At 36.2% G+C, this 13,540-nt stretch carries 7 protein-coding genes and 6 pseudogenes; 6 read left to right on the plus strand and 7 right to left on the minus strand.

The annotated features are described in order from the left end of the window. Window positions 1-73 precede the first annotated feature (73 nt). Together L3081_RS10595 and L3081_RS10600 are read left to right on the plus strand one after the other, a co-directional pair. The gene (locus tag L3081_RS10595) at window positions 74-1,726 is read left to right on the plus strand and encodes a SurA N-terminal domain-containing protein (RefSeq protein WP_242285974.1); all 1,653 of its coding nucleotides are present in this window, start codon (window positions 74-76) and stop codon (window positions 1,724-1,726) included. After that, a complete protein-coding gene (locus L3081_RS10600; protein ID WP_242285976.1) occupies window positions 1,702-1,989 on the plus strand; it encodes a hypothetical protein in 288 nt (95 codons plus the stop codon). Before L3081_RS10595 ends, L3081_RS10600 begins: the two co-directional genes overlap by 25 nt. Window positions 1,990-2,103: 114 nt before the next feature. On the opposite strand, the pseudogene L3081_RS10605 reads toward L3081_RS10600, so the two are convergent. From L3081_RS10605 to pspF, 6 genes and pseudogenes are all read right to left on the minus strand, one after another. Continuing rightward, window positions 2,104-2,896 (minus strand): annotated as a pseudogene (locus L3081_RS10605) (peptide ABC transporter ATP-binding protein). Beyond that, window positions 2,889-3,916, minus strand: a pseudogene (locus L3081_RS10610) (peptide ABC transporter ATP-binding protein). Before L3081_RS10610 ends, L3081_RS10605 begins: the two co-directional pseudogenes overlap by 8 nt. Beyond that, on the minus strand, window positions 3,916-4,809 hold the full coding sequence (locus L3081_RS10615) for an ABC transporter permease subunit (RefSeq protein ID WP_242285978.1): 894 nt from the start codon (window positions 4,807-4,809) through the stop codon (window positions 3,916-3,918). The pseudogene L3081_RS10610 and the gene L3081_RS10615 overlap by 1 nt, the downstream one beginning before the upstream one ends. Beyond that, a complete protein-coding gene (locus tag L3081_RS10620) occupies window positions 4,799-5,584 on the minus strand; it encodes an ABC transporter permease subunit (protein WP_242285980.1) in 786 nt (261 codons plus the stop codon). The genes L3081_RS10615 and L3081_RS10620 overlap by 11 nt, the downstream gene beginning before the upstream one ends. A gap of 245 nt (window positions 5,585-5,829) precedes the next feature. Then, window positions 5,830-7,518, minus strand: coding sequence for an ABC transporter substrate-binding protein (locus L3081_RS10625; protein ID WP_242285982.1), 1,689 nt, complete (start codon window positions 7,516-7,518; stop codon window positions 5,830-5,832). Then, window positions 7,511-8,637: pseudogene (gene pspF, locus L3081_RS10630) on the minus strand (phage shock protein operon transcriptional activator). The gene L3081_RS10625 and the pseudogene pspF overlap by 8 nt, the downstream one beginning before the upstream one ends. Before the next feature lie 256 nt (window positions 8,638-8,893). On the opposite strand from pspF, the pseudogene pspA reads away from it, so the two are divergent. From pspA to pgi, 4 genes and pseudogenes are all read left to right on the plus strand, one after another. Further along, a pseudogene (gene pspA, locus L3081_RS10635) lies at window positions 8,894-9,552 on the plus strand (phage shock protein PspA). A 123-nt stretch (window positions 9,553-9,675) separates the two neighbouring features. Next, a pseudogene (pspB, locus tag L3081_RS10640) lies at window positions 9,676-9,872 on the plus strand (envelope stress response membrane protein PspB). A 15-nt stretch (window positions 9,873-9,887) separates the two neighbouring features. Further along, on the plus strand, window positions 9,888-10,340 hold the full coding sequence (gene pspC / locus L3081_RS10645; RefSeq protein ID WP_242285984.1) for an envelope stress response membrane protein PspC: 453 nt from the start codon (window positions 9,888-9,890) through the stop codon (window positions 10,338-10,340). Between the two features lie 393 nt (window positions 10,341-10,733). Beyond that, entirely contained in the window at window positions 10,734-12,377 is a 1,644-nt protein-coding gene (gene pgi, locus L3081_RS10650; RefSeq protein ID WP_242285985.1) for a glucose-6-phosphate isomerase, read from the plus strand. 67 nt (window positions 12,378-12,444) lie between these two features. Here the strand turns inward: pgi and epd are convergent. Further along, window positions 12,445-13,508, minus strand: a pseudogene (gene epd / locus L3081_RS10655) (erythrose-4-phosphate dehydrogenase). Between the last annotated feature and the right edge of the window lie 32 nt (window positions 13,509-13,540).

A 13,540-nucleotide genomic window follows, 5' to 3' on the forward strand; every position in this document is an offset into this window, starting at 1 on the left:
TTATCGGTGTACAAGTTAACGTTTAACTAGTTATTGATTTAATAGACATTGGCTTTAGAGAAAAGAGACAAAAATGTTAGAAGATATTAGAGAAAGCTCGCAGGGCTTAACGGCCAAAATAATCCTTGGTCTTATTATATTAACCTTCGCTGTGGCCGGTATTGGTAGTTATACTAATTCGGTGGATACATCAGTAGCGACTGTTAACGATGAAAAAATTAGTGAGCAGGAATTCAATAAAGCTTATCAAGCTCAGCGTAACCGTATGGCACAACAATATGGCGAAATGTTTGAAACCCTGTCTAACGATAGTAATTACATGGCAAATTTTCGCCAAAGTGTTTTAGATAACCTAATTAATGAAAAGCTGATTGATCAAAGTGCACAAGATCTTTCTATACGCGTATCAGACGAACGTATTAAAGAAACCATCAGAACTATGCCAGAGTTTCAAGTAGAAGGTGTTTTTGATAATAATCGTTATTTAGCAATTATTAACCAAGCGGGCTTTTATCAATCCTCTAACTTTCGTGATTATTTACGTATAGAAATGACTCGTCGACAGTTATCACAAGCACTAATTGGTACTGAGTTCAACTTACCTTATCAAGAAACTTTACAACAAAAGTTGCAAAGTCAAACACGTAACATTCGTTTTGCTACAATTTCTGCTAAAAAATTTGAAGCCGGGATTGAAGTAAGTGAAGAAGAAGTTAAAAACTATTACCAAACTAATCAAGCACGATTTGAGAATAAAGAAAAAGTTAAAGTTAACTTTATTCGTTTAACTGTAGAAGATATAGCTAAAAATATTGAAGTATCTGATGATGATGTTTTAGCCTATTATCAAGATAATATAGCTAGTTTTACACAACCAGAACAACGTCGTGTGTCTCATATTTTAATTGCCTTTGATGAAGGAGATACTGAAAGCGAAGCTACTGCTAAAGTAGAAGCTGAAGCTTTACTTGCTCGACTTACCCAAGGTGAAGATTTCGCAACACTTGCTAAAACGTTATCAAGTGATACTTTTAGTGGTGAAAATGGTGGTGATTTAGAATATATAGAACCCGGTGTAATGGATCCTGAGTTCGATGAAGCAGCATTTGCATTGACTTCTGTAGGGGATATCACTGACATTGTAAAAACCAGTTTTGGTTATCATGTGATTAAATTAACTGAATTGAAACCAGAAGTTATCCAAAACTTTACAGATGTTAAAAGTGATTTATACGTTAAAGTGAGTGAGATTAAAGCACAAGAAAAATTTTATACACAAACCCAAGAAATGGCGCGTATAAGTTTTGAATTCCCTGATAGCTTGGAAGATGCGGCAACTGAAGTGAATGCGAAAGTAGAAACATCAACGTGGTTATCTCATAACGGCAATCCTGCACCTTTTGATGATGCTAAGGTGATAGAAGCGGCTTTTTCTGATTTGGTTTTACAAGATAATATGAACTCAGATGTTATTGAAGTGAGTGATAGTGTTTCTTTAGTATTACGTTTAAATGAATATCAAGAAGCTAATGTGAAGCCTATTGCTGAAGTAGAGGCACAAATTAAAACGATATTAGTTGCGCAAAAAGCAACTGAAAAAGCACAATCAGTTATTGATGAGTTATTAGTACAATTTAAAGTCGGTAACGATATTACTGAGCAATTAACTCAAAATTATGCGACTTCACTACTAAGGAAAATGTGGCGCGTTATAGTGCTGATTTAGATCAAAGCATTACGAGAGAAGCTTTTGTACTTCCTCATCCTACAGAAGATACTGTTTCTGCATCTACTGTAGCATTAAGTAATGGAGATTTGGCTTTGGTTGAAGTACAAGCTGTTAATGAGGATGTTGAAGTTACCAATCCACAAGTTTCGCAGCAACAAACGTCTCAATTGGCTCAGTCTGCATATAAAAGCTACATTGATGCGTTGAAAGTTGATGCAAAAATTACACGCAAGGTTATTAATGCTCCAACGATTAACTAGTGATATTAAAAATGATGCCAGAAAGTCGAGAATATTATGATTGACTTTTAACGGTAAGTTTTAAAAAGACCTTTTAGAAAAGAGTAGCGAGTTTAACTTGTTGCTCTTTTTTTATTAATATCTAATACTAGGTTTTAACTGGAAATTTTGATTTATTAGTAATTTTTGCGTTACTTTATGTTTAGGTTTTCTCATTACTTCAAGTGTTTTTCCTGATTCTACAACTTTCCCATTTGATAGCACCATAATTTCATCACTGAAATGGCGAATGATACCTAAGTTATGAGAAATTAAAATATAGGCTAATCCCATTTGTTGTTGTAGATCCAATAACAAGTTAATCATTTGAGAGCGTAGGGAGGGATCTAGCGCTGCCAATGCTTCATCCAAAATAATTACTTGTGGTTGTAGTATAATTGCTCTAGCAAGCGATATCCTTTGTTTTTGACCTCCAGAGAACATATGGGGATAAAAATTCATATGATCCCCCAACAAGCCAACTTTTTGTAAGGTTGTTCTAATTAGCTCTTTTCGCTTTTCTTCATTAAAAGGTGTATTGAGTTTTAATGGTTCATCCAAGAGTTGTAAAATGGTCAAGCTAGGATTAAGGGTAGTTCCCGAATCTTGAAATATCATCCGTATATGCTGACATCTTTGTTTATAGCTCCCTTCGTGCAATTCTTGTCCGTTTAAAATGATTTTTCCACTCGTTCTTTGGTTCTGCACCAACCAATAATTTAGCAAGTGTTGATTTACCTGAGCTAGTTTCACCAATAATAGCCAAGGTTTTATGTGCATCTATACTAAATGAAATAGGCTCCAAAACTGTTGTTGTATACTTATTTAACCAAAAACCTCTGTGTTGGTAAGATTTACTTAACTCTACGACTTTCAGTAATTCAGTCATGCTTAGATACTCCCTTTATACCTTTACGAAGAGGTTTTAATGGGGTTAAGGGAAAATGACAACTTACCTTATGACCATGAAAGTTAGTTGCTGAAGGGGCTTTAACACAGGCCTGCTGAGCTCTAGGGCAACGCGGACCTAAACGACAACCAATGGGTAAGTGCTGTAAAATAGGGATACTGCCTGGCAACGCCATTAATCTAGATTTGGCAGGCAAATGAAAGTTTGCACTGGGGCTACTGTCAACCAAGGCTCTTGTATAAGGATGCAATGGTTTTTTAAATATTTGTTCGGTAGTGCCTGCTTCAACAAATTGACCGCTATACATGACTGTAATGGTATGAGTCCAATTGGTGATGTTATCTAAGTCATGACTGATTAATAATATCCCCATGTTTTTCAACTGATTTAGGCTCGCTAATAATCGGAATATTTGACCTTGGTTAGTAGTTTCCATTGCTGCGGTAGGCTCATCTGCGATAAGTAAAATGGGTTTTCTGGCTAGGGCTATCGCTATCATTACGCGTTGACATAATGCTTCTGTTAGTTGATGAGGATAACTGCTTAAACAAGCACTGTGTTTTTTTATACCTACTTTGTGTAATAAACTAATTGCAGCAGCATGGCGTTGTTGTGTTTTTTGCCAAAAAAACCAGTGAAAGCACTTGTGTCAATTGCTTCTGCTAGTTGATTTTCAATCGTTGTGGTTGGATCTAAACAAGCCATCGGCTCTTGAAAAATCATGGCTATATCGCGAGACAGTAATGCTTTACGCTCTGGTATGGATAAGCGTAGCAAATCCATGCCGCGCCAATGAAACCTATCTGCATGAACATGCCATTTGTCATCTAATACGCCAACAATAGCTTGCGCTAATAAAGATTTTCCGGAGCCCGATTCACCAACTAAACCACGGACTTCTCCTTCCTTCATTGATAAACTGACTTTATCAACAGCTAGAATATTTTGGTTTTCACCAATCAATTCAATAGATAAATTTCTAATATCAAGTAAATTCATTACCTGTCCTTGCGTAGTTTAAGTGCATGGCGAATACCTTCACCAACAAGGTTTGTGGCAACAACAGCAAAAAGTATAGCTAAGCCAGGTAAATAAACTGTCCATGGAGCTATGTAAAATAGATCTAATCCATTGGCGAGTGTTGCCCCCCATTCGGGTAATGGAATTTGTGCGCCTAATCCTAAAAAACCTAAGGTGGCAATGTCTAGAATAGCTGCTGATTGTGCTAACGTTGCTTGCCCCATGAGCCTATCTACAATATTTGGAAAAATTGAATAATATAAAACCCTAAAAGGGCTAGCGCCGTCTAGACGTGAAGCCAACACATAATCTTTGCGCGACTCTTCTTTTACCGCATAACGGGTAATATGTATAAACTGAGGTATGAGTACAATAACAACTGCCCAGACGGTATTGCCTATGCCTGGACCTAAAATAGCCACAATAATAATGGCTAACAATAAGGAGGGAATAGATAAAATAACATCAAGAAAATGATTAAGAAAACTTGATTTTAATCCAGTGGTTAATGCTGATAATGAGCCAATAACAACGCCTATCACCAATGAGATAAGTACGACTATAAAACTCAGACCAAAGGTTAAGGAGGTACCATACATTAAACGAGAGAGCATATCCCGTCCTAATTCGTCAGTACCCAATAAAAAGCTTACATTACCATCTGCGTGCCATGCAGGGGGTAATAATATCATATCAAGTTGCCCATCAACTGGAGAGTAAGGTGCTAATATAGGGGCGAAAATAGCGAGAATTATTAAGAATATAAAACAATTAAAGCCCACCATGGCCACAGGCGTTTTACGAAAAATTTGCCACAATTGCATAAAGGGCGAAGGAAAAATTTCTTCCGTATATATCTTATCACGAGCCATACTTGTTACCTCGGGCTAGTGGATTCAGTGCGGCATAAATAAAGTCTGTTAAAATGTGAATCATAAATATAAAACATGACAAGACCAATAAGCCACTTTGTATTGCAGTGTAGTCGCGTTGATAAATACTTTCAATGAGCCGGCGACCAATGCCAGGCCAACTAAAAATCACTTCAGTTACCATTGCTATGGTTACTAAGTTAGCAAACTGTAAGCCAACATGACGAATAATCTTAATCAATGCATTTCTAATAGCGTGACGGAAAATAATTTGCTGAAAGCTTAATCCTTTAGCATTAGCAGCTCGAATATAACTCGTTTCTAAGACTTCAATCATCGATGTTCGGGCTAAACGGATAAAGATGGTAGCGGGAGCAACTGAAATAACACTGGCGGGTAATATTATGTGTGAAGTAGCATCAGTAAATGCTTGCCATTTATAAGGACTATCGCTAAGTAAAATATCAATAAATTGGATTCCAGTAACATGATTTATTTCAAATAGTAAGCTAATTTGGCCGGCTGAAGGAAGCCAACCTAAGTTGATTGAAAAAATTAAAATAGCTAACAAGCCAAGCCAAAAAACAGGTATTGAATAACCGATCATTGATATAGATAAAATTAAATTATCAGCTGTTTTATTATGTTTTATTGCGGCAATAAAACCGAGTGGCACCCCAATAAACATTGCTATAAATAGCGCAACCAAACTTAGTTCTATGGTTGCAGGCAATAAATTAAGTACTTCAGCCCCTATATCTGATTGACTTGACATTGAAATGCCAAGATCACCGTGAATGATATGCTGCAAATAAGCAATATATTGCCAAAAAATATTACTGTTGGTTTGATATGATTCTTGAATTTTTCAAGTCGGGTATGGGGTTGCGTTGATTGCACCCGTTATGTTGATGATAGCATCGCCTGGAAATAAAAAACTTAAACTAAAAGAAATTAGTGTTAATACTAACATGGTAAAAATAAACAAATTGAGCCGGCGTATGGTAAAAATCAACATAATTATTGTTTACCTATTTGAGGAGGGTCAACTTCTTCGGAGGGGACGATTTTTATTTTAGTATTTTTTATCTTTTTTAAAGGGATGGCTTTGGCGGCAGAATAAAAGTTTATACCACCAAAGGCAGCTAATATTTCGCCGGTTACATTATCACTTCTTGCTTGATATCGTTTTGAATGAGCAATGGGGATTAAGGGAATTTCTTGCGTTATTATCTTCATTGCTTGGGCGTAGTATTTTTTTCTTAAATTTAGATTGTTAGTTTGTAACGCTTGTTGAATAATATCATCATATTCTTGATTACACCAAAAAGTTGTATTACTGCCGGTATCTGCGGCAGAACAACTTAGCATTGGCGAGAAAAAATTATCAGGATCGGGATGGTCTGCTGACCATCCCAATAAAAAGCTTTGGTGTTCGCCACGTTTTAAGCGGTTTAAAAAAGTATTCCACTCATAGCTAACAATATTGACTTTTATACCAATGTTATTTAAATCTGCTTGAATAAGTTTAGCCATAGTTATTGCATTAGGGTTGTAGGCTCTTTGTACAGGCATTGCCCATAAGTCCATAGTAAAACCTTGCGGATAACCGACAACTTCAAGCAGGCTTTTTGCTAGCATAGGATTAAATTCTTGCTCTGCAATAGTATCATCAAATGCCCATGAGGTATTAGGCAATATTGAATTAGCCAGTTCCGCCTTACCTTTATAAATGGTTTCAAGCAATACTTGTTTATTAATTGCATAACTAATTGCTTGTCTAACTAATTTATTATCAAAAGGGGGATTTCTAACATTAAAGCCAAAATAACCAACATTTAAAGCTGTGATAGACTCTAATATTAAGTTTTTATTTTGGCTTATTTTATTGTGGGCAATTGGATAAGCAGTAACATCGCACTCTTTTGCTAATAGTTTAGTTAGCCTTCCTGTATTACTTGGGGTTATATCAAACACTAATTGTTCTATTTTTGCAGGTTCTTGCCAGTATTGATCATGACGATAAAATCGAATTAATGAGCCAACACGGTATTCTTTTAGTTTAAAAGGACCTGTACCAATGGGGTATGTATCTATGTTTGCTTTGTTATTTTGTTTGGTAAGCTGCTCTGCATATTCAGCAGATAAAATAATGGCATAATCGGTGGCTAAATTCGCCAAAAAAGCGTTGTCTGCATGGGTTAAATGAAAGCGTATGGTGTAATCATTTATTTTTTCAATTTTTTCAACAAGGTCTTTTAAACCGATATTTTGAAAAAAGGGATAGCTACCACCTGATACTAAATGGAATGGGTGGTCTTCCTTTAGCATACGATTAAAACTAAATAAAACATCATCTGCGTTTAAAAATCGTGTTGGCGTAAAATAGTCAGTTTGATGAAACGCAACATCTTTGCGTAAATAAAAGGTAACTTTTTTACCATTTTTAGTAACATGCCAAGATTTTGCTAATGCGGGAGTTAGCGTGTTTTCTACTCCCTGATAAGTCAGTAACCTATCGTACAATTGGTTTGATGTGGCATCAATAGTTGTGCCTGATGTGATCAATTGAGGATTAAATGTTTCTGGTGAGCCTTCTGCGCAATAAATAACACTGTGCTCGCTTAATGAAACAATGCTTTCGTCATTGCAGCCAAAGAGTGAAAGTAAACTCATGCAAACTACGGAATTAAGTGTTCTCTTACTCATCAGAATCGTTACCATCAAGTAGATTGTATTTTTTTAAATAACCCCTTAACTGATGATAGGTTAATTCTAACGCTTGTGCTGTTTTCTTTTGATTATATTGGCAATGTGCTAGCGCAGATTTTATCAACTCTACTTCATAATTTTGTGATAATGTTTTTAACGATTGCGGAAATTCGTTGTTAATAAGCATTGGTGATACAACGGTTGTTGCTACCTCTGCTTCATTCTTTGTACTCTCTGGCTCATTATCGTTAACTAAAGCTTGGGGGGCCTCGTTAGGCGTTGTTTGCTGTGAACTTGTTATTCTATCAAGTGTTTTAATGCGTTGACTCGGTCTAAAAGGGGATTCAAACGGGTCAATAATTAACTCATGAACAGGTAGGTGAGGGTTGTTACATCGATAAACACTTCGTTCAATTACATTTTTTAGTTCGCGTATATTACCGGGCCACGAATATTCGAGCATTGTTCGTTTTGCTTTTTCTGTAAAACCACTGAAAAGCTCAAACTCTAGTTCACGTGCCATATTCATAGCAAAATGCTCTGCCAACATTAACACGTCGTCAAGGCGTTCTCTTAATGGTGGTAAGGTAATAACATCGAATGCTAAGCGATCAAGCAAATCAGCTCTAAACTGTCCGGAGGCTGCCAAAAGGGGTAAATCTTCATTTGTTGCGGCAACTAAACGAACATCTGTTGTAATTGTACGAGAGCCACCTACGCGTTCGAATTCACCGTATTCAACCACACGTAATAACTTTTCCTGAATTAAACCTGATGTGTTGGCAATCTCATCTAAAAATAATGTGCCATTATCTGCGCGTTCAAATCGACCTTCATGCCGTTTACTTGCTCCTGTAAAAGCACCAGAGTCATAACCAAAGAGTTCTGTTTCCAGTAGATTTTCATTTAATGCGGCGCAATTTAGTTTTAAATAGCTTTGTTCCAGCGTTTAGATAAATAATGCAAACGCGCAGCGACCAATTCTTTACCTGTTCCGCGCTCACCAATAATTAATACTGGTTTGTTTAACTGTGCAATCTGAGAAATTTGCTCTAAGACTTCTAGAAAGCTGTTTGATTGCCCAAGAAGATTATCTTGTTTACTAAAGCGTGCCATGGTTAGACCTAACTTTTGGTTTATTTCACTAACAAATAGTGTATTTTATTAATTGATTAGATAACAGTACTTTTTGATTATTTAAAAAAACTTTTTAAAACATGAGGTTAAAAAGTATTGGCATGTTGGCGTAAAACATGAATAACATTAGATATAAATTTAAATGCAAATTTATAGTCGATTTCATTAAAGTTGAGCAAGCACTACTGTTTGTTTATACATGAAAGCGTTCATTTAAGTAAGAGAGGATGTTGTTATGGGTATTTTTTCAAGGTTTACCGATATTATTAACTCTAATATCAATAATTTATTAGATAAAGCCGAAGATCCGACCAAAATGGTTAGATTAATTATTCAAGAAATGGAAGATACCTTAGTAGAGGTTCGTTCTAGCTCAGCTAAAACTTTAGCGGATAAAAAAGAGCTAACGCGCCAAGTTACACGCTTTGAAAATGAAGCTCAACAATGGCAAGAAAAAGCTGAATTGGCCTTGAGCAAAGATCGAGATGATCTAGCGAGAGCAGCTTTAATGGAGAAGAAAAAAGTACTGAAAATTCACAATCATTAGTACAAGAACTAGTTAATGTAGAAGAACACATAACTAAACTTCAAGGTGAAATTTCACAGTTACAAGATAAGTTAGCTGATGCAAAAACACGTCAAAAAGCCATTATCATGCGAGAAAAAACGGTGAGCTCTCGTTTAAAAGTAAAGCAGAATATTGATAGTAATAAAGTCAATGATGCTTTAAGTCGTTTTGATCGTTATGAAAGTAAAATTGATGGGATTGAAGCACAAGTTGAATCATACGATTTAGGACGTAAATCGCTATCTGATGAAATTGCTGAACTTGAATCCAATGAAAAAGTTGATGATGAATTAGCGTCATTAAAAGCTAAAATGAACAAAAAATAATAATAAGCTATTAGTATAAAGTTTTGAGTAGTGAAGTTAATTTACTCACTTTAAACTTGTTGTATAAGTTATTAAAATAATTTAAGGAGACATATCGTGGAAGGTATTATTATTGCACCTGTCATGGTTTTTATGGTTATAGTTGCCCCCATTTGGCCGGTACTACATTACCGAAGTAAAGGACAGGTGAGTCAAGGCTTGAGTGAAGAAGAATATATACAATTATCTAACTTATCGGAAATGGCTGATAAAATGGCCGATCGAATTAAAACGCTTGAGGCGATTTTAGATGCTGAGACCCTGATTGGAGAAGTAAATGATGAGAACCAAGCGAGGTGAGCTATATCGAAATTCGGCAAAAGGGAAAATTCTTTGGTGTTTGTGCAGGCATTGCGGATTACTTCGGATGGGAAACTTGGTTAGTAAGAATATTGGTTGTTTCAGGTGTATTGTTTGGCATGCCTTTTTTGGTTTTAGGTTATATTGCGGCTTGGTTTATTTTGGATAAAACTCCGAAAGCGCAACAAAAATCAGGTAATGATAAATTTCAACGCTCAAAAGGAGAACGTTTCTATAACCAAGATAACCCTGATAATAATTCAGATTATGAGCGGGCTAATGAGTCAATTAAAGTCAAAGCGAGGGTGTGGCAGTCAGGTGAGCCACCTAAACAAGCCTTTCATGATATTCGTAAAAAATTTGGTTTACTTGAAAAGCAATTACAACATATTGAAAAATACGTAACGTCATCTGAATTTACTGTTGCTAGAGAGATCAATAAGCTATAAGTGATATACTCAAACCACCTCAAACTGAGGTGGTTTGAGTATATAGAGCATAGTTTATTACTCGTGAAACATTTTTAATGAATACACCTGACTGTTTGGCGACATCACTAATCGTTTATTTCATCTAACCAATTCACCTTTAATGTTGATATTTAATGGCATTACAACGAACAGAAGTGGTAGAACAATTCTTACTTGTATCATCCGGCCAATAACTAATACTATTTTTATCTAATTAAATAAGCAGCTAGTATACGCAAGTCCATTTACAATAATTGATAGCGCTGTCATTTTTATTGATTGTACATCAATATCCATACAGTGTCATAAAACAACCCTACAGTTATGTAGGATTCACTCGTTACCGAAATCCCGGTTTTTATAGGAGCTTCTATGTCAGATCGTCAAACATTAGCTAGTTGGAAAAAGCTGAAGCAGTTAGCTTTAGATAAAAAATCTCAGCACATGAATACTTTGTTTGCCAACGACAGTAAACGTTTTGAAAAATTCTCAATTGAGTTGCCAAACTTGCTACTTGATTACTCTAAAAATTTAATAGATTGTGAAACCATTGATAGTTTAATTGCGTTGGCAGAAGAAACTGAAGTATGCCAATGGCGTACTAAAATGTTTGCCGGGGATAAAATCAATAAAACGGAAGAGCGGGCTGTACTTCACACAGCTTTACGACGTCTGAATAATGATGAGCCACTGATTGTTGATGGTGAAAATATCACTGAACAGGTGCAACAACAATTAAAAAAAATGGAAGGATTCGTTAATAAAGTACGCGAAGGACATTGGTTAGGATATTCAGGTAAACGTATAACTGACATTGTAAATATTGGTGTTGGAGGCTCTAACCTTGGTCCGCAAATGGTGACAGAAGCATTAAAGCATTATAGTGATGGTGCCGTGAATGTACATTATGTTTCTAATGTTGATGGCGCACAAATTGTTGAAGTATTGAGGCCGTTAGATCCGCAAAATGTCTTGTTTATCGTATCCAGTAAAACCTTTACAACTACAGAAACGATGACTAATGCGAAAACCGCAATGAAATGGCTCACCAGTGCGTCATTCGACGAAAAATCTGTAGCAAAACATTTTGTGGCTGTGACTGCTCATAAAGAAAATGCCATGAATTTGGGTATTGAAGAACAGAACATTTTTGGCATGTGGGATTGGGTTGGCGGTCGCTTCTCGCTATGGTCAGCTATTGGGCTAGCGATTGCTTTAGATTTAGGTTTTGATAAGTTTATTGAACTTCTCGATGGCGCGAGTGAAATGGATCAGCATTTTATTCATGCGCCATTAAGAGATAATATGCCAACAATTATGGCATTGATCAGTGTTTGGAATACCACCTTTTTAGGGGCACGATCACAAGCTATTTTACCTTACGACCAAACATTACATATGCTTTCAGCTTATTTACAGCAGGCGGAAATGGAGAGTAATGGTAAGTCAGTGACTTGGGATGGTAATGAAGTCGATTACGCAACAGTTCCTTCTATATGGGGAGAATTAGGTATAAATGGGCAACATGCTTTTTATCAATATCTTCATCAAAGTAACAATGTTGTACCTGCCGATTTTATTGGTTCAGTTGAAAGTGTTACCCCTGTATTTGGTCATCATGAAACATTAATGGCCAATTTTTTTGCACAAACTCAAGCGTTAATGGCAGGAGTCAATGAAGAGCAGGTTAGAGCAGATCTAAAGGCGAAAGGGCGTACGCCTGATTACATTGACAAGGTAGCGCCACATAAAGTGCACAAGGGTAACCGACCTACCAATACCATTTTACTAAAACGTATTGATCCTAAAACACTGGGAAGCTTAATCGCTGCTTACGAACATAAAATATTTGTTCAGGGTATTATTTTGCAAATATGCTCGTTCGATCAATGGGGGGTTGAACTAGGCAAAGGTTTAGCAGCTGAAATACAACAAGAGCTAGAAAATAATAGTATTTCAGCGAAACATGATTGCTCTACCGCAAGCTTAATGAAATTTTATTTAGAAGCCAATTGATATCAATAGCGCATAAAATAGTATAACGTGTTTAATGAATAAAGCAGTCATTATTTTAATGACTGCTTTAAGCCATTGCTTGTGCCGTATCTAGCATTCTATTAGCAAATCCCCATTCATTATCGCTCCATATTAGCATTTTAACTAAACGTTTATGGCTAACGCGTGTTTGATTACCATCGACAATACATGAATGAGTATCATGATTAAAATCAACAGAAACTAAAGGCTCTTCAGTATAGGCTAGTATATTTTGTAATCCATTCTCGCTAATAGGCTTTGCTTCGGCATTTTTTATTATTTGATTAATTTCAGCAATACTTACATCAGTATTCACTTTCACACTTAAGTCCATCGCAGTAACATTGAGTGTTGGAACACGTACTGCAATGGCTTCAAACCGTCCTTTAAACTTAGGTAAAATTCGCTCAATGCCTAAGGCCAGTTTAGTATCAACAGGAATAATAGATTGACTCGCAGCGCGACTTCGTCTTGGATCAGGATGATAGGCATCGATAACTTGTTGATCATGCATTGATGAGTGAATAGTCGTGATAGTGCCACTTTCAATACCGAACGCATCATCAATTACTTTAATCACTGGCACTATACAATTTGTGGTACATGAACCATTCGAAACAACCCGATCTTCATTGGTTAGCTCCTGATGATTAATACCATAAATGATGGTGGCATCAATGTCTTGAGTACAAGGATGTGAAAATAATACTTTTTTTGCACCCTGTTTAATATGTGCCAAACCATCAGCTTGACTACCAAATATACCTGTACAGTCTAGTACAATATCAACCTGATGTTCATGCCAAGGTATTTGTTCTATCTTTTCAAAATGTAGTAATGCTATTTTGTTTTTACCCTGTGTATTTAGGTTTTCTGTCGAAGTGAGCGTTTTGCGATCAGAAATTATCAGTGTTTCATCTTGTTGCTCAACACCAAAAGCGAAGCGTCCGTGAGTGGTGTCATATTTAAGTAAATGAGCCATACCATTTCTGCCGGAGCAAGATCGTTAATTGCAACAATGTTGAAAATATCTGTTTTACCACTTTCATAAAGTGCTCGAACAATACTACGGCCAATGCGGCCAAAACCATTAATAGCAATGTTTATCATAGAAATACAGTAATGGGGGGAATCCGCATAAT

Source organism: Colwellia maritima, from assembly GCF_022669015.1.
Lineage (GTDB): Bacteria > Pseudomonadota > Gammaproteobacteria > Enterobacterales > Alteromonadaceae > Colwellia > Colwellia maritima.